A 21709-nucleotide genomic window follows, 5' to 3' on the forward strand; every position below is an offset into this window, starting at 1 on the left:
CCGGCCAGTGAGGTGGCGTCGCCTTAACGATCTCCGGCGTAGATAGTGCGTATATGTGGAATGTTCGGACGGCACTGTCCCATGCGATATCACGCTGTCAATCGGCGTTTAAACGGGACCCCTTATCGGCGTCCAAAAAGTACCCCTCCTTTAGGTTGCAAGGTATAGCGTGCGCGGGCCCGGAACTTTAAATTTAGTGCAGGGTCTGCGCGCGCGGATCGTTAGCGTTCTTCGGCTTTAGCTTTGAGAGCGATTTTTGAAGCGCCACGATTCATTTCCCGTTTCAACGATCTCGCAATGATGGGTAAGCCGGTCGAGCAGAGCGGCGGTCATTTTTGCATCGCCGAAGACTGTCGGCCATTCGCCGAACGTCAGGTTTGTGGTGACGATGATTGAAGTCCGCTCGTAGAGCTTACTGATGAGGTGGAACAGCAACTGTCCGCCGGCCTGGGCGAACGGAAGATAGCCAAGCTCGTCCATAATGACGAAATCGAGCCTGGAGATAAAGTCGGCAAGACGCCCCTGCTTACCATTACGCGCTTCCGTTTCAAGACGATTGACGAGATCGACGACGTTGTAGAAGCGCGCGCGCGCGCCGTTGCGGATCAAGGCACGGGCAAGTGCGATGGACAAATGGGATTTTCCAGTGCCAGTTCCTCCAACGAAAACGATATTGTGCTGCTCGGCAAGGAAAGCTCCGCTCGCAAGCTGGCGCACCAGTCCTTCATTGACCGGCGTGTCAGGTCGCCGACAATGCGCGGTGGTTCGTGCTGGCGCTTGATGCCAGAGGCCATGATCTCGTCATAGGCGCTGCGCATGCCGTAAAGCTTCAGCGTGCTCATCATGTCGAAGATTTGGGATCGTTCCATATCAGCTTGCCCTCCTGAGGCTGTCATAACGTGCGCAGTCTGCCACAGGCTCATGGGTCAGGCGCAGCGCATCGGGGATGGAAAGAATGGCGGCGGGCTGTGGGTCTCGCTTGCGAGCCAGAATGTTGATGATCACAGCGGCGGAGAATACGCCTTGATCAAGCGCCTCCTGGCAGGCCGCTTCGACTGCAGGAAGGCCGTCGATACTGACACATTCCAGGATCGACACCATCTGCCGGTCCCCATCATGCATGGCCTTGAGCTTTCGCCGAACATGCTCCATGGAGGCTGGCAGGACCCAATCAAGGAATGGTGCACCGTTCCTCAGTGCTCCCGGCTTGCGCGTCAGGACCGGAACATAATGCCATGGATTATAAATCGTCTCGCCACGGCCGAAGCAGCGTTCATGCTGGCCGATCTCGACACCATTTTGCCGTATGACGATGCGGTCGGCATAAGCATGTATCTCGGCCGGGCGGCCAACGGCAGTCGATAGCACCGAATATTTGTTGTTGTCGAAACGCACGAGGCAGGTCTTGCCGATCGAGGCCTGTATTGCGTGGAAGCCATCGAACTTGCCGGGATAACCGACCAGATGAGCCTTCTCCTCTTCGAATACCTCCCAGATCGTGCGCTCCGTCTGATCGACATGCTTATGAGCGCGCGCGTAGCTGATGCATTTATCCAGTAGCCAGCCGTTCAACTCATCGTAAGATTTGAAGCGTAGCCGTGGCGTGAAGAAGCGTTCCCGGACCAGATTAACTTGGTTCTCGACCTGACCCTTCTCCCAGCCCGACGCCGGTGTACAGGCCACTGGCTCGACCAGAAAATGACTTCACATTTGCTGAAAGCGTCGATTGTATTGCCGCTCTTTACCGACGAAGACCGTTTCCACTGCGGTCTTCATATTATGGGATGGACGCCTCCCTCCGAACCTTCAGAATGAAAGGCCAACCAAAGGAGGAAGTCATGACATTCGAATTGCTCGCAATCGATCTCGGAAAGTCGTCGTTTCATCTGCACAGCATTGCTTCAGATGGCGCTATTCTGTCGCGCAAGGTCAGCAGATCGAAGTTGGCCGAGACTGTTAACGCACTCGCACCAAAGACGATTGCTATGGAAGCGTGCGCCAGTGCGCATCACTGGGGACGGCAATTCAAAGATAATGGGCGAGAGGTCCTGCTTATCAACCCTCGCTTTGTGAAGCCCTTCGTTCGCGGCTCCAAAAACGACGCCGTAGATGCTGCGGCAATTTATGAAGCGGCGACCCGGCCGACCATGCGATTTGTGCCGGTCAAATCGATCACACAGCAAGACGTTCAGTCGCTGCATAGAGTTAGAGAACGTATGATCATCCAGCGTACATCGCTGATCAATCATGCACGCGGTCTTCTCGCCGAATATGGCATCGTGTTGCCGCAAGGAGCATGGCGTTTTGTATCCCAGGCACCCGCGGCTGTTGAGAGCGCTGATCTCTCCGATCTCGGGCGCGAGCTATTCCTCGAACTACTCGACCAACTCACCGATGTGAATGACCGAATTGCCAAGATTGATAGGAAGATTAGCGAGATTTGCCGCGATCGAGAGGATTGCCGTCGTTTGTCCGAACTGCCAGGCGTCGGTCCGATCATTGCAACGGCACTCGTTGCTAGCGTTGAGGACGGACGTCACTTTAAATCCGGGCGAGAGCTGGCGGCTTGGATCGGGCTGGTCCCGCGACAATACTCGACTGGCGGCAAACCACGCCTTGGCGGAATTGGCCGCCGAGCGAACCATTATCTACGTCGCCAGATGATTCATGGCGCACGTGCAGTTATCAGCCGACTTGCCAGTCACGATGATCGTCGATCTCAATGGCTGAAAGAGCTCGTCTCTCGCCGGGGTTATAACAAAGCGATCGTAGCGCTTGCCAATAAGACCGCGCGGATAGCATGGGCCCTGCTCACACGACAGGAGCGATACGCCGCACAATAGTCATTTGCCAATCGTTGCCGATGAGGCAATGATGAATGCGGGGTAAGAACTGATGGCGTAACGGCACGGACCGCAGCTTCGGATCCTGATTTACGACAAGGCCATAAAGGTCGATCATGTTATGAGGACAGAGGTAGCGGACTCCCATCAAGGCCAGGAGCGTGATCGCTCCAGCGATAGGCCGGATAGATTCACGCATCCAATGCCGAGTTGCCGCCAAATGTTCTTCTCGCCCGGGAGGCGTCCATAGATTGTCGTAGATGCCGCGCGTGCAGGACCCGCCAAAAAAGGCGAATGCCCGGTCATGGGCGTCGAAGACCATCTCCTGCGTCTCGCGCGGATAGGCCCGCACATACATCATCCGGCTGTGGCAGAGCCGGACATGCGCAACCTTCACGGTCGTCGTCACACCGCCCAGAACAACAATCTCGTGGCTCCAGTCGAACTGGTAAGCTTCGCCCGGTGCGTAATAAAGTGGTACATAGGCTTCCGCCGTTACGGCCCCACGCTCTTTCAACCACGAGCGTGCATAACGCCGGACCGTATCATAGCCACCCGTGTAACCCAGATCGCGTAGATCTTCGAATATCCGGATCAGTGTCAGGCGTTCGCGCGAGGCCTTCGCCTCATTAGCTAGCAGTATTCCATCAAGATGGTCACGCCAGGGACCGAGCTTTGGCTGTGGTTGACGGCTGCGCTCCTATTTGAACTCAGTTTCTTCACTGCGCAGAACCCTCCGCACAACTTTGCGCGAAACGCCCAGTTCCCGACAGATCGCTTTGATCGTTTTGCCCTGCACATGAACAAGACGTCGTATCTTCGAAATAGTCTCCACAATAAGCATCCAATAGAAAACCTCCGATTGAAATCGAAGGTCATGTTACCCTTTAAATAAGGGGTCCCGTTTGGATGCCGATAACCCCTCAAATGGGGTCCTTATTCCATGCTTAATGACATCCTACGAAATGCAGCAAAGATGGTGCTTGGCAGAAGCGCGGGCAGGGCCTTCACCGCTGCCAGTTGCTCTACGCTGTTGCGCGCCACGGCATCATCAACCCCGTACAATAGAGATTCCGCACGATCAGCGGTGTCCGATCACTTTGACCAGCGCCTCCACATACTCATCGAACGCGCTTGCCCGCCCATCGTCCATCCTCTCCATGTCGCTCATCCATCGCTGTGAATCGGCAGCGTATCACACCACGCCATGGGCGAATCCCCGGACCAAGATTTCGTGACGCATTAAGACTATAAGCGTGAAGGTTTTTGGTAGGCCGCCCGCAACTGATTGTCATGCTGCTTCACGCGTTTCCGTTTTATGCACAAGCGGTAGACGAGTCGGTCGACTTATCCAAATTGTCCACCGGACTATTGACAAGCCGGGTTATGCTTTCCATGCTCGACGGACACAATTCGAACATAATTTATGAGGGAAAGAGGCGGTTATGACATTTGGAATATTTACCCGGCGCGGGATGATTGCAGCGTTTGCAGGGGCTGTGGCTCTAGGCGCCGGTATCGCGTTTGCACAGGCTCCTGCCTTTTTCCGCATCGGTACCGGCGGTACGGCCGGTACTTATTATCCCATCGGCGGCCTGATCGCGAACGCGATCTCCGGCGCGGGCGACAAGGGTGTGCCGGGCCTGGTGGCGACGGCGGTGTCCTCGAACGGTTCGGTGGCGAACATCAACGCGGTGCAGTCGGGCTCGCTGGAATCGGGGTTCACACAGTCGGACGTAGCCTATTGGGCCTATACGGGAACGGGACTCTATGACGGCAAGGGAAAGGTGGAAGACCTCCGGCTTCTTGCCACGCTCTATCCCGAAACCATCCATCTGGTCGCGCGCAAGGATTCCGGCATCAAGTCGGTTGCGGATCTCAAGGGCAAGCGTGTTTCGCTTGATGAGCCGGGTTCGGGCACGATCGTCGATGCGCGCATCGTTCTTGAAGCCTATGGCCTCAGCGAGAGCGACGTAAAGGCGGAACATCTCAAGCCCGGCCCTGCGGGTGAACGGCTGAAAGACGGCGCGCTCGACGCCTATTTCTTCGTTGGCGGCTATCCGACCGGGGCGATTTCCGAACTTGCCACCTCCAACGGTATCGCTCTGGTTCCGATCAGCGGCCCGGAAGCCGACAAGATTCTGGAGAAGTATTCATTCTTCACGAAGGATACCGTCCCCGCCGACACCTATAAGGACGTCGGCGAAACCCAGACGCTTGCTGTCGCTGCGCAATGGGTGACGAGCGCCAAGCAGCCGGATGAACTCGTCTACAACATCACCAAGGTGCTGTTCAATGAAGCCAGTCAGAAGGCCCTCGATGCCGGCCATGCCAAGGGCAAGCTGATCAAGCTCGATACGGCCACGGCCAGCCAGGGCATTCCGCTGCATCCGGGAGCGGAACGCTTTTATAAGGAAGCGGGTGTCCTGAAATAATTCCAGGAAACTTCCTACCGTTTTCATGAAAGAATCGAAGCATGTGGGACGGCAACTCAGAGATTGAGCGGCCGTCTCCCAATTTCTTATTTGGCCCAGTCAGAACGGGCGACATGGAGTTGAACCGACATGTCTGAGGACCAGAACGTAAAACTCGCGCCGATGGAACTGGACGAGGTCAAGGCGCGCGAACTGGAAGAGCAGTTCGATACCGAAATTCGTTTCCGCCCGCTGGCTCCGCTCTCTGCCCGCATCGTTGGCGGCCTTCTGATCGTCCTGTCGCTTTTTCATTACTACACGGCCGGCTTCGGTATCCTGTCGGAAATGGTGCACCGCGGCATCCATCTCTCGTTCGTGCTCGGCCTCGTGTTTCTCGTCTTTCCTTTCTCCCGCACGGGTTATGACAAGCCGGCGGTTTCCTCGCTGCTGCGGCCGCTCGGCATATCGATCATCGACTGGGCGCTGGCGATTGTCGCGGTCGTGGCTGTTCTCCATGTGCCATTGATCCCGCTTGACGATCTGGCTTTCCGCGTCGGCAATCCGACGACCACCGATGTGGTGCTCGGGGGCCTCCTGATCCTCATTCTTCTGGAAGCGACGCGCCGATCGGTGGGTTGGCCCCTGCCGATCATCTCTATCCTGTTCATGCTTTACGCACTTTACGGACCGTCCATGCCGGGTATTCTTGTTCATCCCGGCGCCACGGTCAGCCAGTTGGTCAATCATCTTTATCTGACCACACAGGGCATTTACGGCATCGCGCTCGGCGTCGTCGCAACCTATGTCTTCCATTTCGTGCTGTTCGGCGTTTTCGCCACGCGCATCGGCCTTGGCCAGTTGTTCCTCGACTGTGCAGCCTGGGTGGCAGGGCGTTTTGCGGGCGGTCCCGCGAAAGTGTCGATTTTCGGCTCCGCGCTGTTCGGCATGATTTCCGGTTCCTCGGTCGCCAACACAGTCACTGTCGGATCGCTGACCATCCCGGCCATGATCCGGCTCGGCTACAAGCGCCATTTCGCGGCCGCCGTAGAATCCGCATCCTCGACCGGCGGTCAGATCACGCCGCCCATCATGGGCGCTGCCGCCTTCCTGATGATAGAATTCCTCAATCTGCCCTATACGACGATCATTCTGGCCGCCATTGTTCCGGCCTTCATGCATTTCTTCGGCGTTTTGATGCAGGTGCATTTCGAGGCCAAGCGCAACGGCCTGCGTGGCATGACCCGCGAGGAACTGCCTGATCTGAAGGAAGCGTTCAAGCGCGACTGGCCGACCGTCATTCCGCTGATCGTGCTGATCGGTGTGCTTCTGTCCGGCTATACGCCCTATCTCGCGGCCTTCTGGGGCATCACGCTGTGCATCGCGGTAGGGTTGCTCAATCCGCGCAAGCGTATGACCGTCAGCGAAATCTTCGATGGTCTGCGCGATGGTGCGAAATATGCGCTTGCCGTCGGCGCGGCTGCCGCCACGGTCGGCATCATCGTTGGCGTAGTGACGCTGACCGGCGTGGGCTTCAAGATCTCCTATATCGTCACATCCACCGCAGGGCAGCTTGCTGCCTTCTTCGGTACCGTTCTGCCGGCAAGTTGGTTCGGTCCGCAGACGCTCACCCTTCTGTTCACGCTCATCATGACCGGCGTCGTCTGCATCCTGATGGGCTGTGGCATCCCGACGACGGCCAATTACATCATCATGGCCACCATCGCCGCTCCGGCCCTCGGCCTTCTGGGCGTCGAGCCGATCGTCGCGCATTTCTTCGTCTTCTATTACGGCGTTCTGGCAGACATCACGCCGCCCGTAGCGCTGGCGGCTTATGCGGCCGCGGGCATGGCGGGTGCGGACCCGTTCAAGACGGGCAACACCGCATTCCGCCTCGGACTGGGCAAGGTGCTGGTGCCGTTCGTCTTCGTCTTTTCGCCGTCTTTGCTGCTGGTAACGTCGGGATTCAACTGGGCGGATTTCCTGCTGGCATTTCTCGGCTGCGCCATCGGCATCACCGCACTGGGAGCTGCACTTTCCGGTTTCTTCCTCGTGCGGACCAAAGCGTGGGAAAATGTGCTGATGATCGTCGGCGCGATGCTTCTGGTCGCACCGGAGATTTACTCGTCGGCCGTAGGTCTGCTGCTGTTGGTACCCGTTCTGATCCGCCATCTTGCAGCGCGGAAAGAGCCTGCAGCAATTTAAGGCGAGCGTGAATTCGGCAGCAGCTTTGTCGGAGGCCGCTATCTCTACTTATTCAGGCAGTCGGCGCGAGCCGACGTGCCTGTTTCGAAAGACTGGCTTCTCGCGCAGGCTGCAACATTCCTTTTTGCGCCGTTATCGCGTCTTAGTCACACGACCTGATATGGATCGGCTCTGCTTCCGCCTCCTTGCCCAGGTCGGTACAGGTCTGGCCGGCGCACAGGGTCCAGCCGCCACCCGTCTTGCCGGACGCAGCGAGGACGATATCTCTTCGCGGCGGGATGTGCGGATGGTAGCTGTACCAGCCGTTCCGCAAGACCGCGTCTTCCGGTGGCTCCATCCCGGCTCCCGATCCCTTGATGCGCGCCTCGGTGAGCACCAGCCCCTGATCCGTGACCGACCAGTGTTCCTGCCAAGGAATTTTTTCCACGCTATGGGTCCATGAGAGGACGAAGCTTGCGGCGGCGATTTTCATGAGGCCGCCGGCCGTCGTGATGCAGATCGCCATCAACCCGACGACGCGACGACGGATGGCCGCGACCTCCAGAAATGCCATATGAGGAAGGCCGCGCAGGCCGCAAAGCCCAGTTCGTCGCTATAGGGATAGGTGGCGAGCATCAGCGCGATTGCTACAAATGCCCAGATACGCTCCCATAGCTGGAGGGGCGTGCGCAGATGTCCGATGGCCGCCGCGCCCCACAGAAGAATGCTCAGCAGCGCCTTGACGAGCATATACGCGAAGGCCAGCCAGAAGCCGTATTTTTCGGTAAGGGGCCCGCCTTCCTGAAGCATGATGACCGGCTCATAGACGGCCATGAACGGCACGGCGAAGCCTGCCACCGCGATGCGGATCGCCTGCATGCCGATCTTCATCCCCGATTCCCGCGCGATGGGCGCGGCGGCGAAGGCGGCCAGCGCCACCGGCGGCGTGAGGTCCGCCATGATGCCGAAATAGAAGACGAACATGTGCGAGACGAGAAGCGGCACTTCTAGATGCAGAAGCGCCGGGCCGGCGATCGAAGAGGTGATGATATAGTTCGGAATGGTGGGAATGCCCATGCCGAGCACGAGGCAGGCGAGCATGGTCAGCACCAGCGAGAAGAACAGCGAGTTTTCCCCCACGCTGACGATGACGCGGGCAAATGTCGAGCCGGCTCCGGTCAGCGCGAGAATGCCGATGATGACGCCTACCAGCGCACAGGCGATGCCGACCGGCAGCGCGTTCTTGGCGCCTTCCGCAAGGCTTTCCAAGCAAAGGCTGAGCGTTTCCCGACCTCCGCGCACCGCGAAATTGATCGCTACCAGAAGGGCGACGAGGAGAATGATCAGCGTGATCCCGCGCAGCGCATAACCGAAGATGTTGAACGTGGTGCCGAAGGCGGCGGCGGACATCACGCCGAGCGCGATCCAGAACAGAACCCGCAGCGGCATCGACAGGCCACCCGACACCGGCACGCCCAGTATGATGAGCGCGGTGAGGCTGAGACCGACCGTGCCGGCGAAAAGCGGTGTATAGCCGGAGAAGAGAAGCCAGACCAAAGCGGCCAGCGGCAGGATGAGGAACCAGCGCCTGCGGATTGCTTCCAGCGCGCTCGGCATTTCGCTTTTGTTGAGGCCCTTCATCCTCAGGCGTCGCGCTTCCAGATCGACCATCACGAAGACGGTGATGAAATAGAGGATGGCCGGCACGATGGCCGCCTTGACGATCTCGACATAGGGCAGGCCGAGCGTTTCGGCCATGATGAAGGCGACGGCCCCCATCACCGGCGGCATGATCTGACCACCCATCGACGCCACGGCCTCCACGCCCCCGGCAAAGGCCGGGCGGAAGCCGGAGCGCTTCATGAGCGGAATGGTGAAAGCGCCCGTCGTCACCACATTGGCGACGCCGGAGCCGTTGATCGTGCCCATCAGCGCGGATGAGATCACCGAAACCTTGGCAGGGCCGCCCCGCGACGCGCCAACTGTGCCCATGGCGATGTCATTGAAAAGCTGGATCATGCCGGCGCGCTCCAGAAACGCGCCGAACAGGATGAACAGGAAGATATAGCTCGACGACACATAGATCGGCGTGCCGTAAATGCCCTCGGTTCCCAGAAACAGGACCTCGACCACCTGCTCGAAATCATAGCCGCGGTGATTGAACGGATGCGGCAGATACTGGCCGAACAGGCCGTAGGCCAGAAAGATCAGACAGATGAGCGGCAGGGTCCAGCCCATCATTTTCTTGCCGGCCCAGAAGACGAGCCCGACGGCGAGGACCCCGATCACGATATCGGTGTGGCTGGGCTCGCCCGCCCGAATCAGGAGGTCTTCATAGAAGATCCAGTGATAGAGACTGAGCGCGAAGGCCACGACCGCCGCCAGCCAGAACACGGTCCGTCTGGCGGCGTCCGTCGCCGCATTGGCGTAGAGGCCGAACAGCAGTAAAAGCAGAAATCCGACATGGACGGACCGCACGACCTGGCTCGGCAGGGGCGAGTAAGCCGAGGTCCAGAGCTGGAAAACGGAGAAGGCCACGGCGATGGCGAACAGGATCCTTGCGCCTGCGCCTGAACCCCAGCCGGGAATATGTTCAGCCGATTCGATAGCCGTTTCGGCAGCCGTTTTTTCGCTCTGCGCCATGAGGAACCTTCACCAGATTATGCATTGGGGGGAACGGATGGATGCCCGGATGTGTCGTCCGGGCATCTGAGCATTGGGCGAGGCGGCAGGCCTCGCCGATCTGCCGGCGATCTATTCGATCCCCTTTTCCTTGAAATAGCGCATTGCGCCGGGATGGACCGGAACGGGCGAGACGATGGTGTTCTTGTCGAGCTTGATCGCCTTGGCGGAAGCGTGCGCTGCCGCAAGCTGGTCGAGATTCTCGAACAGGCCCTTGGTCATCTGGTAGACCAGTTCTTCATCCATGTCGGGGCGCACGATCAGATAGTTGATGACCGAGGCGGTCACGACATCCTTGTCCTGCCCAGTATAGGTGTTCGCGGGAATCGTGTTGACCTGATAGGGCGCACCGATCTTCTCGATAACGTCCGAAGGGATCTCAACGACATTGATTTCAACCGAATTGGCGAGATCGCGCAGCGAGGCGACGCCGAGGCCCGAAGACTGCAGGGTGGCGTCAAGCTGGCGGTTTTTCATCAGTTCGACCGATTCCGCGAAGGGCAGATATTCGATCTTTCCCAGATCGTCGTAGGAAAGGCCCGCCGCTTCCAGAATGGTGCGCGCATTGAGTTCGGTGCCGGACTTCGGCGCGCCGACGGAAAGGCGCTTGCCCTTCAGGTCGGCCAGAGTCTTGATGCCCGATTCCTTCGAGGCGACGATCTGGACGTAATTGGGATAGATAGCCGCCAGCGTGCTGAGCTTGGTGAGCTTCGTCTTGAAACCGGCGGCTTCATTGCCCTCGTAGGCATCGCGCAGGGAATCGCCCAGTGTGAAGGCGACTTCACCACGGCCGCTGTTGATCAGATTGATATTTTCGATCGATGCCTTCGTGGCCTGAACGGAAGGCCGTACGTCGGGGATGCCGGAATAGATCTTTTCCATGGCAACGCCGAGTGGATAATAGACCCCGCTGGTGCCGCCGGTCAGGATATTGACGAATTCCTCGGCACGGGCCTGCGCCGCGCCGAGAACAAATCCAAGCGCTGTCGCCAGAGAAACGGCCGTCTTCTTGTCCAGGAATTTCATGTTTCCTCCTCCCTTTCATAGATATCGCTGTGCCGCGACAATCTGCTGCGAAGCAGGGAGATTCATGAAGATCATTTCCCTCACCACGTTCGCAAATTTCCTCCCTTGGAACGAGAGAAAAACGCTATAGCATTCCGGAGAAAATCCCAAGTGCTTTTGGACGTTGTTAGACGGAAGAATAATTTCCTCCCGCGCCAGGCGGGTTTGACTATATAATTCTTGGGGACAGTTCGAGCAGCGAAGAGCGCGATCTGCCTTGGATCAACTGTCGCACATAGTATGCAAGGAGGGTCGGGTGTTCCGGCACATGGAAATCTGCCGGAATCGCGCCTCACGATATAAAACGCCCGTCAGCGCGTTTCGATAGTCTCAGCACGATATAGCCAGCCAGGCCGGCGATCAGAGAGCCGATCAGAATTCCTATTTTTGCTTCATCCTGAAGGAGCACGTCGTTGAAGGCGAGCAGCGAGATAAACAGGCTCATCGTGAAGCCGATACCGCAAAGAAGTGTCGTTCCCAACATCTGCTGCCAGCTTGCACCGGCAGGCAGATCGACGATGTCGCTCTTTACAAGAATCAGAACCGCGCCAAAAATCCCGATGAGCTTACCAAGTGCCAGCCCCGCTGCCACACCCATGGTCACCGGAGCAAAGACTGCATCGATACCCAGACCTGTAAAGTTCACGCCTGCATTGGCAAAACCGAAAATCGGAACGATAACGAAAGATACGGGTTTGATCAGGCTATGTTCGAGGAGGTGTAGCGGGCTTTCGGAAATATGGGCCTCGGGTGCGGCGGGTGTTCGTTTGATCGGCACCGTCAACGCCAGCAGGACACCTGCAATCGTTGCGTGGACGCCGGAGCGATAGGTGAAGATCCAGAGGAGGAGTCCAAGGATCAGATAGGGCAGGAGACGCTTCACACCCGTAAGATTAAGGACGAGAAGAATCGCAAAGACCAAGGCAGCCAGTCCGAGATCAATTGCCGAGACGCCAGTGGTGTAGAACAGGCCTATGATGACCACTGCACCGAGGTCGTCGATAATGGCGAGAGCGGCGAGAAAGACCTTGAGAGAGGTTGGAACCCGCGGGCCGAGCAGAGATATGACGCCAAGCGCGAACGCGATGTCGGTGGCGGCGGGAATGGCCCATCCGTGAGAAGCGCCGCTGTTCAGGTTGAAGGCGAGATAGATGACTGCCGGCACGGCCATCCCGGCCATTGCGGCTGCACCGGGCAGAATGCGGCGGGGCCATGACGAAAGATGCCCGTCAACCATTTCACGCTTGATCTCGAGGCCGACCATCAGAAAGAAGACCGCCATCATGGCGTCGTTGACCCAGTGCTGGACAGAAAGGGGCCCCAGATGGAAATGCAGTACATGGAAATAGGAATCCGCGACCGGGGAATTCGCCACCATCAGGGCGGCGATGGCCGAGGCGATCAGAAGCAGGCCACCTGCGGATTCGCTGTCGAGAAAATTGCGGATAGTATTCTGGATGCGGCCAGCCATGGGCAACTCCCTGTCAGAAACGGTTAAAAACAGTCTCCGTAGTCAGGGCATTCCCTGGGCGCACGCAGCACACGCCGTACCACCGAAAGTAATCACCTGACATAAAAGTTCAAGGCCTTGTGATATGCGAACGACTTGAACGCCGAAGTCGCGCTTCATCACTTCGTTGGAAGCGGTTGCCTCAGCCGACGCGGCCTCGTAGTCTGCTTCCGTTTGAAGATTGATAGACTCTGTCATCATAGTTCGCCTCAATGTTCGTAACTATGATGGTTTTTCTCCAATCGTTATCCGTCCGTGGTGCTGGAATACCTCCCAAATTTCACCAACCTAGCGGCTGATCCTAAAGGAGAAAGGCAAAGAGCCATGATATCTTGTTTCTAAACAGGTACTTGCAATGAATGTCGGCATCGGTGGTTGCACACCCCCGCAACCACGCTATAGCACGCTACGATATCCAAAGCTACGATCCTGTGCGCCAGATAATTTGCTGCTTGCGGCTATGATCCAGTTTGAAATGATTATGTTCCGGTTTTATGAAACCGGAACAGCTGGCAGGTCCGCCTTCAGCGCACTGACGTCATCTGGTAATTCGGAAGCAGGCAAAACCATGGGAGAAATAGAGCACAAATGCGGCCATTTTCCCAACCATTACACCATCATGATTCATCTTGCCGCAGGCAGGTATCAGCCCGTCAGCAACGGTCGCCGGACCTTGGCTGGACGGATCTTTTTCCAATCCATTCCGGCCAGAAGCGCCATCAGTTGTGAATGGTCGAGACGCACCCGCGCCGCCGATATGCCCGGCCAGCAGAAGCTGCTCTCTTCCAGGGTTTTCGAGTAGAGGCAGACCCCGCTGCCATCCCACCAGACAATGCGGACACAGTCCGCCCGTTTCGACCGGAAGACGTAAAGCGCGCCATTGAACGGGTCGAGGCCGCCATCCCGCACCAACGCCATCAACGATGCGGCTCCCTTGCGGAAGTCGACCGGTTGGCAAGACACGTAAACCACAACGCCGGAAGCAATCATGCCTTGCGCACCGCGCCGATAATGCCCGCCAACTGGTCCGGATCGATATCACCGCGTACCCGCATGACGACATCGCCAATCACGATCTCCACCGTCGCGCCGCCGCTCGCCTCAAAGCGCGTGAACTTCGCCGGCTCGCTTTCCATCATGGTTCGTCCGCCCAATCGCACCGTCAATGGCGCCATCGCCCCCCTGGAAAGCGCCTTCCTGCGCCACGCATAAAGTTGCGACACGTCCAGTTCATAGGCGCGCGCAACCTCCGCCACCGTGCCTGCCGGCGAAAACGCTTCCGCTACGAGCCGCGCTTTCTCGTCATCAGACCAATGCCGCGGCGAACGTCGCGACGGCGTCGCCGTCAAAACTTCGAATGTCCGAACCTGATTCACCTTGTCGCTCATATGACTCTCCGCATGATTCATGCAGAAAATGAGCTTCCAAGCACAAACGCGCTACGTGGGATCGCCTACACGCTTACATTTATTCTGATCTCATCATTCTTGATGAGCTCGGATATCTACCATTCGTGCATCCGGTGGCGCGCTTTTATTCCACCTGCTCAGCAAACTTTACGAGCGCACGAGTGTCATAATCACCACCAATCTCAGCTTCAGTGAATGGGCAAGCGTGTTTGGAGACGCCAAAATGACGACTGCATTGCTCGACAGGCTCACCCATCACTGCCACATACTGGAAACCGGAAATGAAAGCTTCAGGTTCAAAAACAGTTCCGCTCAGGAACCAAAACGAGCAAAGGAATACACGAAACTTGACCGTGAATAAAAACCCGAACATTAATTAAAAGGCGGGTCAATTCTCGGCTCTGACGCAGATTTGCTGAAGTAGAAGCCCTATGATGTACCAATCAGCCGTGCTTGCAGAAGGTCGATTTTTGCGCGCCCGTACATCTGGCGTTTGATCAGTTTCAGGCGGGTAATTTGGCCTTCTGTTTGCCCGTTCGACCAAGGGGAGACGATAGCATTTCGGACTGCATCGAGGTCCTTTTCAACGCCGCCTACAAAGGACCCAATCAAACTGTCCCTGGCGGTTTCAAGCCAGCCTTCAAGTTTCGCCGCTGACTTTGAACGGATCATAGATTGAAAGTCCCCAATGGCCTTGCGGGCAGCAACCAACTCCGGAACGTTCACTTCGATTGCCGCGACAAGGATAGCCTCGGATTTTGCCAGGTCATCGCGTGCGGCGGTCATCAGTCGAGCAATAACCCGCGACGATGGCGTGCGCGCAAATCCGCTCTGGCCTGCCTTCTCAGCCAAACGTCGACGTTGTGCCCATTGCGAGACAACACCGCTCTGTCCTGGGAAGCCTTTTGCTTTCATCTCGCGCCACAGCGCCAAGGCGTTTCGCGCCCCTTCTTCCCAACGGTTGTTAAGCCATGGCAGCCAGTTATCCAGCGAACTCGGCTTCGTTCGGAATACATCGAGGCGTTGACCACGCAGGACATCGCGAACCAGTTTTCGACTATGACCGGTTTGCCGGACAATCTGCCGAATTGATATTCCCTTCTTGGCCAATCCTTGTATCGCCTCATTGGTCTCCTGACGGCGCAGATATCTAAACTGAACCGTACCGGGTTTGCCGGAGGCTCCAACTTCTGAGAGATTGGGGCCACTATGAGCAAAACAACGAACAAGTTTTCACCTGAAGTGCGTGAACGTGCCATCCGTATGGTGCTGGATCACGAAGCAGAGCACCCTTCTCGGTGGGCTGCCGTTTCATCAATCGCTACCAAGATTGGTTGTTCGCCAGCCACCCTGCATGAGTGGGTGAAGAAGACCGAGGTCAACACTGGTAAACGAGCAGGCCTGCCGAGCGATGTCGCCGAGAAGATGAAGGCTCTTGAGCGAGAGAATCGCGAGCTTCGTCAGGCCAATGAGATATTGCGCAAAGCGTCTGCTTATTTTGCCCAGGCGGAGCTCGACCGCCCCTTCAAACGATGATTTCATTCATTGACGAATACCGTAGCGTGTTTGGGGTCGAGCCGATCTGCAGATTATTGCCGATTGCCCCGTCAACCTAATACGAGAACGTCGCCAAGCGCCTGGACATCAACCGGCTGTCGGTCCGCACCCGCAACGATATCAGTCTGAAGATCGAGATACGTCGTGTCTTCGAGCAAAACTTCTGCGTTTATGGCGTTCGCAAGGTCTGGCGGCAATTGAAGCGTGAGGGGTTCGATGTCGCCCGCTGCACTGTGGCTCGACTTATGAGGTCTATGGGTCTTCAAGGCATCATTCGTGGTAAGCCAGTCATGAGGATGGTGTTGCAATATCGCACCCGGTCTTCATAATGGATCGGACACGCGGCGAAAACGGCACGCTGGTCTCGCATGTTGCTGCATCCAACGATCATGTTGAGTTTCTGAAACGTGGCCTGCCATCAATTGCAATCCTGATGGATGCTGGTCATTATGTGTCATCGTCTTGGTATCCGGGTTGTCCGGAAAGGGACAGCGCGCCGACCTGGAGCTTCATGGTTGCTCATATCCATGGCACGCCCAAAATCTTATCGGAAGGAGCGACTGCAAAGCATCTCCACGAACTCGTCAAACATATGGAGAAGGGTCGTGACAACCCCTGGCAGATGAAGGAACTCGGCCCCGGTGGTCTGGAGCGGCGTCTGCGCAATATTGTCGGCTACGAAATGCCTATTGAGAAGATGGAAGTCAAGTTCAAGCTGGGACAGGATGAGCGGGCAGCAGATATGAGTGCAGCGATCAAAAAGTTGCATGAAGAGGGGCGGGAACACCTCGCCGAAATGATGGCCCGTCACTGCAAGCTTTGACCAACGAAATGAAGGGGTCGAGGTCTGACGGAGCGAAGCGCATTGACCATGCCAAACATGGAATCCAGTATCGACTGGCAATCAACACATCGCCTATTGGCAGAGGCAAGCGGCGCTCCATTCACGGCAAAGGACGTTGTCGTTGGACAAAGTATTTCATAACCTACGTCATCATGTAGATCGAGGTTAAATTGAGAAGAGATCTTTCTCCAAATTCGTATTGTCCCATTGAAGGCTGGTGTCCGGTTTCAGTGGCTATAGGGGGTATCATTTACTTTACTGAATAATCCCCTTTGCCGTTTGATAAACAAGTTAAGCTGGCAAGTAGATTTCACGCACGCGCGCATCGCCGGACAACTTGTCAGCCGGGCCGGAGACGTGGATCTCGCCATGTTCGAACGCATAAACATAATCGGCTATTTCGAGGGACAGATCGACATTCTGTGCGACCAGAACAATGGAGACACCCGCCTCGGCGAGCTTGATCATGATCTCGAAAATCTGGTGAATGATAATCGGCGCCAGACCTAGCGAAGGTTCCTCGAGCAGCAGGAGTTCGGAATTGCCCATCAGTGAATGGGCAATGGCCTGACGCGTTACATCAGCGACGGCAGGATGCCGATCGATAACAATATTTTGGAATGTGACATCAGAGTTTTGCGACCAGAAGAAAATCATGGCTGTTCAGCGACACTGCTGACGGAGCCAGGGCCAGCGCAGTGATCTATAGTTTGATGCTGACATGCCGCGCCTGTGGACACTCTGATCTGGCTGCGGCACGTGCTCACGGAGTGCCGCAGCGAGACGACGATGCCGACATCGGCGACCTGCTACCGATCAACTTCTCGAAAACCTCCGCCGCCTAACGGAGCCGGATATCGCTTCCGATGCAAGGCGGCTCTAGCGGTGCCACAGCCGTCAATCCGCATCGAAAATCGCGCTTACGTTCAAAATCCTCAGGTCGTCAACAGGGTATCACGCACTTCATCGGAACAAGGGGGCTATCACTGCCTTCAAATCGATGGATACAGTGGAGCACAAGGGTATGTGACCTAATCTGGCTCGTGGATGATCCAAAACTTCTGCAGATCCGTAGGATTGCTCCACGCGGCGATAGCGCCGGGGCGAATAAGGAAAATGTCCCCTGCCGCAAAAGACACGCTCCCCTCGTCTGGGTTGGATAAGGTAACGTCGCCCTTGCGCAGCATCATCAGTTCAGAGAAGGAATAGTTGATGGGATGGCGGGCGTAAGGCGTAGTCGCCCAAATGCCCCAGGAAAGTGGATCGTCACTCTGGAATTCGTGACGATGAGTCGTCGGAGCGGGCGTGGTAAGCAGCGCTGCATTGGGCGCGCCACCGGGAACCATGGGATGGTCAAGGTCGAGTTTGGTGAACGACACTGGCGCGGTCCCCTGATGAATCGTGAGGATTACGCAATCGGCCGCCTGTGCCTTCCATGCAAAACTGGACGCGGGTAGGCTCGCGGCCTCACCCTTGGCCAGCACGATTTCGAAACCGTTACTGTCCACGAGCGATAAAGAGCCCTCACGAACCATTACAATAGAGGGGAACAGGCTTTTCGTCCCCTTTCCTTCTCCTGAAAGAACAGCGCGTCCGACGCCGAAGGGTTCAGTAGACTGTCCATTCAAAGTGAGGGCTTGGAAAGCTGCTTCCAAATCCGCGGCGCAAGAGGGCGCAATTCCCAGATTGATTACGTTTTTCAACAAGTCCAGTACTTTCTGCAGAGGGTTTATTTCGATGCGAATCCAAGACTGTCCTTGACCCAATACCAGCGGATGCCAACATCCATGACGGGTTTGCGGATCGAGTGCCAGGAAAGGCGCGGTATCTGCGTGGTGGGATAAACCATGGGGCGGCCTTCGGCGATGTATTCGGCATACATCTTGCCAAAAGCGGTCGCCATCGCTACGCCTCGGCCGTTATAGCCAAGCATTGCGTGCAAACCTGGAGCGGGATTGTGAAGATGAGGCAGGCCATCCATCGTTAGCGCCACATGACCGGACCAGTGATAGTCGATGCCAATGCCATCCAGTTGCGGAAACAGCCTAACCATTCCGGCCTTCAGCGCTTCCATGAGTGCCTTCTTTTCGTTCATTCCCACGGCGCCGCGTCCGCCAATGAGAAAACGCCCGTCTACTGATTGACGCATATAAAAAGCAATCTTGCGCGTTTCGGAAAGTACCACACCCCCCGGCATGATTTCCCCGCGTTGCTTTTCTGAAAGGGGCTCTGTCGCGATCAGCATGCTTTGCACAGGAAGAATGCTTTGGGCGAGATTCGGCACGAGTTTGTCGGTGTAGGCGTTGGTTGCGACGAGGGCCTCTCTCGCGCGAATTGCTCCACGCGCCGTCCGTGCCACCCAATCGCCGTTTTCGTGCGTGAGAGACGTGACGGACGAATCTTCAAAAATCTGAACGCCGCGTGCCGAAGCGGCCCGCGCCAGCCCTCGGGCATAATCCAGCGGTTGCAAGGCGCCGGCGCGTGGATCACGCCATCCACCGAAATAGCGCTCCGTGCCGGAAAGTCTGGCAATCTGTTCGCGGTCCAATATCTCGACTTCGACGCCTTGCGCCTGCCATTGTCGGGCACGCTTGTGAACGGCAGCGGTTGCAAGCTGAGAATGGGCGGCCTGAATCCATCCGGCGCGAACGGGCGAGCATAGGATAGCGTGTTCGCGCACAAGGCTAAAGACAAGATCGGCTGCGCCCCCTACAAGGTCGATCATGCGCTTGCCATGTTCGAGCCCATAGGTCGCAATAAGATCTTCCGGATCGTGCTTCAAGCCGGGGATCACCTGTCCGCCATTACGTCCAGATGCACCGAAGCCGACATGACGCGCTTCAAGGACCACGACCGTCTTGCCACGCTCGGCAAGGAACAATGCGCTTGAAAGACCCGTAAAGCCGCCGCCGATAATAACGACGTCCGCATCGTGTACGCCGTTCAGTTTGGGATGGTTCGGCTTTGCTTCGCCAGCCGCGTTCCACCAGAGCGAGCGCGAGAAGCTCTCAGGACTGCTTGCCATTTTCATCTTTCTCCAGCTTTTTTTGGCCTGCCAGGTGATTTCACTCGGGTTTGTTCACCCAGAGAACGAAAGCTTCCGCTTCACTATTATTGAAGAATCTGTGGCGGGTCGTTGAAGGCAAGGCAAATCCGTCACCTGCTGAAAGCAGATATTGAGCATCTTCAATCTGCAACGTGAAACTGCCCGAAATGACATACCCTAGCTCCTCGCCGGAATGGGTATAGCACTCCTCACCGGAACTCCCTCCCGGAACGATCCGCACCGCGAAGGACTTCATGGTTTCAATGAGTTCTGGCGAAGCGCGGTGCTTGATGACACCGCCACCGTTCAACACTTCGGGCTGTTCGCTTGCCCGCAATACGTAGGGATTGGCGCGAGCTGCAGCTGCGAACCCCTGCGGGTCAATGAGCTGCGCCGGACTCATGGAGAGCACATCGGCAATAGTATAAAGGGTGCGAACCGTTGGCGACACCAGACCGCGTTCGATCTGGGACAGCGCCCCTGTCGATAGGCCTGACACTTCCGACAGATAGCCAAGAGTGAGGCCCAGTGCCTGCCTGCGCGTACGGATACGTGCTCCGATATCCCCCGCATCGTTCGGTGTGGGTTCGCTGATAGGGGCGATCCGCGATATCTCTGCCTTGTTCACTTTTGGCATCTTTTAATGGCTCTCGCTACGAACTCGAATGAATCGGGGTTGATTAGTTTTTAGTATTCTGCTTCATAATCGTCATACATTCAATAAACTAAAAACAAAATCCATCCAGAACATGGAGGGGACATGTCAGAAATGGCTCACAAGGATACGCCCTACTGGTGGGAGGCCGCCCCGCCGCGAAGCGTCGGACAACGTGCCATCGAGCCGGACTGCGATGTGGCCATCGTTGGCGCCGGTTATGCGGGCCTTTGCGCTGCACTTTATCTGGCGAGAGCCGGGCGCAAGGTTCAGGTTTTCGAGCGGGAACAACTTGGCTTTGGTGCTTCCAGTCGTAACGGCGGGTTTACCAGTGGCAATATTCGTCCCGATGACAAGACGCTGATCCGCAAATTCGGTATGGAACGGGCGGCAAAGATTGCTTCTGAAGGCCATGAAGCGCGTCGCTTCATGATCGATTTTCTGGCCAATGAAGGCGTTGACGCGGATTTCAAGCTTGTGGGTCGATTCAGCGGTGCGATGACGCGCGCAGAATATGATGCCATGGCGCGAAGCGCTGAAGCTATCCAGCGAGCAACCGGTGTCGAATCCTACGCGGTTCCTCTTAGCGAGGTCCACCGGCATATCGCGACTGACCTCTATGCGGGCGGCAGTGTTCGTATGGATATTGGTGGCCTGCATCCCGCAAAGTTTCATGCAGAACTGGTACGGCTGGTCGTTGCTGAGGGAGTATTGATCCACAGCGAATGTCGCGTGGAAGGCATCAACCAAGGAGCTGATAGGAAAACGGTAGTAACCGCACGCGGTCGTGCCCGGGCGCGCGATGCCCTTGTTTGCACGAACGGATATACCGATCATTCGGACCGCTGGCTGCGTCAGCGACTGGTGCCATTGCGTTCCCGAATAATCGCAACCGAGGATCTGGGCGAGGAACGTGTAAGCGCGTTGGTGCCAGGATTGAAAATGCTCACCGACACCCGGGCGATGACCTACTATTTCCGCCCGTCGCCGGATGGGCGACGCATCTTGTTTGGTGGTCGGGATGTTACGAGCCGCGGCGATCCGGATAGCGCTACGCAACGTAACTATACGGAAATGTGCAAGGTTTTTCCGCAACTGGAAGGTGTCGGTATTTCGCATAGCTGGTTCGGCTATGTAGCCATGAACAGGGACATGGTTCCGCGAATTTTTCAGCGCGGGGCAGTGCATTATGCAACAGGATTCTGTGGCTCCGGTGTTGTCTGGGCACCATGGCTCGGCTTCAAGGTCGCGCAGAAAATACTGGGGGTGCCGAACAGCGAAAGCAGTTTCGATTTTCGCGCGCCGCAGTTTGTGCCGACCTGGCGCGGAAAAGCCTGGTTCATGCCGCTGGTTTTTGCCGACCTTGAACGAAAGGATCGCAAGTTGGAAGCAACAGCATCCAATGAACGGGCGTTGAGAAACAGTGCCAGCTTCCAGGGTGAACGCAATTGAGAAGCTGCACCGTGAACGCTGGTCACAACAAATTTCACTTTATCAAACGTG

16 protein-coding genes, 6 pseudogenes and 1 other annotated feature are annotated in these 21709 nt (G+C 56.8%); of the genes and pseudogenes, 8 read left to right on the plus strand and 14 right to left on the minus strand.

Features of this window, described 5'->3' with window-relative positions:
• Window positions 1-237: 237 nt before the first annotated feature.
• Both istB and OINT_RS21225 read right to left on the minus strand, forming a co-directional pair.
• Window positions 238-869 (minus strand): annotated as a pseudogene (gene istB / locus OINT_RS21220) (IS21-like element helper ATPase IstB).
• A pseudogene (locus OINT_RS21225) lies at window positions 802-1779 on the minus strand (Mu transposase domain-containing protein); the annotation flags it as partial. The pseudogenes istB and OINT_RS21225, both read right to left, overlap by 68 nt.
• A gap of 59 nt (window positions 1780-1838) precedes the next feature.
• Here OINT_RS21225 and OINT_RS21230 point away from each other — a divergent pair.
• Window positions 1839-2843, plus strand: a complete 1005-nt coding sequence (locus OINT_RS21230) for an IS110 family RNA-guided transposase (RefSeq protein WP_006471171.1) — start codon at window positions 1839-1841, stop codon at window positions 2841-2843.
• A gap of 241 nt (window positions 2844-3084) precedes the next feature.
• Here the strand turns inward: OINT_RS21230 and istA are convergent.
• Window positions 3085-3687 (minus strand): annotated as a pseudogene (gene istA, locus OINT_RS21235) (IS21 family transposase); the annotation flags it as partial.
• 601 nt (window positions 3688-4288) lie between these two features.
• Between istA and OINT_RS21240 the strand changes: the two are divergent.
• On the plus strand, window positions 4289-5278 hold the full coding sequence (locus tag OINT_RS21240) for a TAXI family TRAP transporter solute-binding subunit (protein WP_006469996.1): 990 nt from the start codon (window positions 4289-4291) through the stop codon (window positions 5276-5278).
• A gap of 129 nt (window positions 5279-5407) precedes the next feature.
• Entirely contained in the window at window positions 5408-7459 is a 2052-nt protein-coding gene (locus tag OINT_RS21245) for a TRAP transporter permease (protein WP_006469997.1), read from the plus strand.
• Window positions 7460-7601: 142 nt separating this feature from the next.
• Here the strand turns inward: OINT_RS21245 and OINT_RS21250 are convergent, their stop codons facing one another.
• The 6 genes from OINT_RS21250 to OINT_RS21280 all read right to left on the minus strand — a co-directional run bounded on the left by OINT_RS21250 (window position 7602) and on the right by OINT_RS21280 (window position 14083).
• Window positions 7602-7964 (minus strand): DUF1850 domain-containing protein, encoded by a 363-nt coding sequence (locus OINT_RS21250; RefSeq protein WP_022569761.1) that lies wholly within the window; start codon window positions 7962-7964, stop codon window positions 7602-7604.
• Window positions 7964-10081: a TRAP transporter permease gene (locus tag OINT_RS21255; RefSeq protein ID WP_006469998.1), complete on the minus strand. Its 2118-nt coding sequence runs from the start codon at window positions 10079-10081 to the stop codon at window positions 7964-7966. Before OINT_RS21255 ends, OINT_RS21250 begins: the two co-directional genes overlap by 1 nt.
• A 111-nt stretch (window positions 10082-10192) precedes the next feature.
• Window positions 10193-11146: a TAXI family TRAP transporter solute-binding subunit gene (locus OINT_RS21260; protein ID WP_006469999.1), complete on the minus strand. Its 954-nt coding sequence runs from the start codon at window positions 11144-11146 to the stop codon at window positions 10193-10195.
• 331 nt (window positions 11147-11477) lie between these two features.
• A complete protein-coding gene (gene nhaA, locus OINT_RS21265) occupies window positions 11478-12656 on the minus strand; it encodes a Na+/H+ antiporter NhaA (protein WP_039853465.1) in 1179 nt (392 codons plus the stop codon).
• 684 nt (window positions 12657-13340) lie between these two features.
• On the minus strand, window positions 13341-13685 hold the full coding sequence (tnpB, locus tag OINT_RS21275; RefSeq protein WP_006470002.1) for an IS66 family insertion sequence element accessory protein TnpB: 345 nt from the start codon (window positions 13683-13685) through the stop codon (window positions 13341-13343).
• Window positions 13682-14083: a transposase gene (locus OINT_RS21280; protein ID WP_006473258.1), complete on the minus strand. Its 402-nt coding sequence runs from the start codon at window positions 14081-14083 to the stop codon at window positions 13682-13684. The genes tnpB and OINT_RS21280 overlap by 4 nt, the downstream gene beginning before the upstream one ends.
• A 77-nt stretch (window positions 14084-14160) precedes the next feature.
• On the opposite strand from OINT_RS21280, the pseudogene OINT_RS23270 reads away from it, so the two are divergent.
• A pseudogene (locus tag OINT_RS23270) lies at window positions 14161-14465 on the plus strand (ATP-binding protein); the annotation flags it as partial.
• 68 nt (window positions 14466-14533) lie between these two features.
• On the opposite strand, the gene OINT_RS21290 reads toward OINT_RS23270, so the two are convergent.
• Entirely contained in the window at window positions 14534-15214 is a 681-nt protein-coding gene (locus tag OINT_RS21290; protein WP_006470005.1) for an ISL3 family transposase, read from the minus strand.
• Between the two features lie 99 nt (window positions 15215-15313).
• Here OINT_RS21290 and OINT_RS23430 point away from each other — a divergent pair.
• Both OINT_RS23430 and OINT_RS21305 read left to right on the plus strand, forming a co-directional pair.
• Window positions 15314-15963, plus strand: a pseudogene (locus OINT_RS23430) (IS3 family transposase); the annotation flags it as partial.
• Window positions 15595-15711 (plus strand) — a sequence feature (AL1L pseudoknot). (Overlaps the previous pseudogene by 117 nt.)
• A 26-nt stretch (window positions 15964-15989) precedes the next feature.
• The gene (locus OINT_RS21305; protein WP_006470008.1) at window positions 15990-16484 is read left to right on the plus strand and encodes an FMN-binding negative transcriptional regulator; all 495 of its coding nucleotides are present in this window, start codon (window positions 15990-15992) and stop codon (window positions 16482-16484) included.
• Window positions 16485-16796: 312 nt separating this feature from the next.
• On the opposite strand, the gene OINT_RS21310 is transcribed toward OINT_RS21305, so the two are convergent.
• Window positions 16797-17117 (minus strand): ATP-binding cassette domain-containing protein, encoded by a 321-nt coding sequence (locus tag OINT_RS21310; protein WP_235691721.1) that lies wholly within the window; start codon window positions 17115-17117, stop codon window positions 16797-16799.
• Between OINT_RS21310 and OINT_RS23970 the strand changes: the two are divergent.
• A pseudogene (locus OINT_RS23970) lies at window positions 17073-17350 on the plus strand (IS66 family transposase); the annotation flags it as partial. The gene OINT_RS21310 and the pseudogene OINT_RS23970 sit on opposite strands and share 45 nt — an antisense overlap.
• 186 nt (window positions 17351-17536) lie before the next feature.
• Here OINT_RS23970 and OINT_RS21315 read toward each other — a convergent pair.
• Genes OINT_RS21315 through OINT_RS21325 form a run of 3 tightly spaced genes read right to left on the minus strand, consistent with a single transcriptional unit; the run spans window position 17537 to window position 20188 of the window.
• Window positions 17537-18211, minus strand: a complete 675-nt coding sequence (locus OINT_RS21315) for a cupin domain-containing protein (protein ID WP_006473189.1) — start codon at window positions 18209-18211, stop codon at window positions 17537-17539.
• Between the two features lie 23 nt (window positions 18212-18234).
• Window positions 18235-19530, minus strand: a complete 1296-nt coding sequence (locus OINT_RS21320; RefSeq protein WP_006473188.1) for an NAD(P)/FAD-dependent oxidoreductase — start codon at window positions 19528-19530, stop codon at window positions 18235-18237.
• Window positions 19531-19570: 40 nt separating this feature from the next.
• Window positions 19571-20188: a cupin domain-containing protein gene (locus OINT_RS21325; protein WP_006470013.1), complete on the minus strand. Its 618-nt coding sequence runs from the start codon at window positions 20186-20188 to the stop codon at window positions 19571-19573.
• A gap of 132 nt (window positions 20189-20320) precedes the next feature.
• Between OINT_RS21325 and OINT_RS21330 the strand changes: the two genes are divergently transcribed.
• Window positions 20321-21658 carry an NAD(P)/FAD-dependent oxidoreductase gene (locus OINT_RS21330; RefSeq protein ID WP_006473187.1) on the plus strand — a complete coding sequence of 446 codons (1338 nt, stop codon included), beginning with the start codon at window positions 20321-20323 and terminating at the stop codon, window positions 21656-21658.
• Window positions 21659-21709: the final 51 nt, after the last annotated feature.

The organism is Brucella intermedia LMG 3301, assembly GCF_000182645.1.
In the GTDB taxonomy this organism is placed as follows: domain Bacteria; phylum Pseudomonadota; class Alphaproteobacteria; order Rhizobiales; family Rhizobiaceae; genus Brucella; species Brucella intermedia.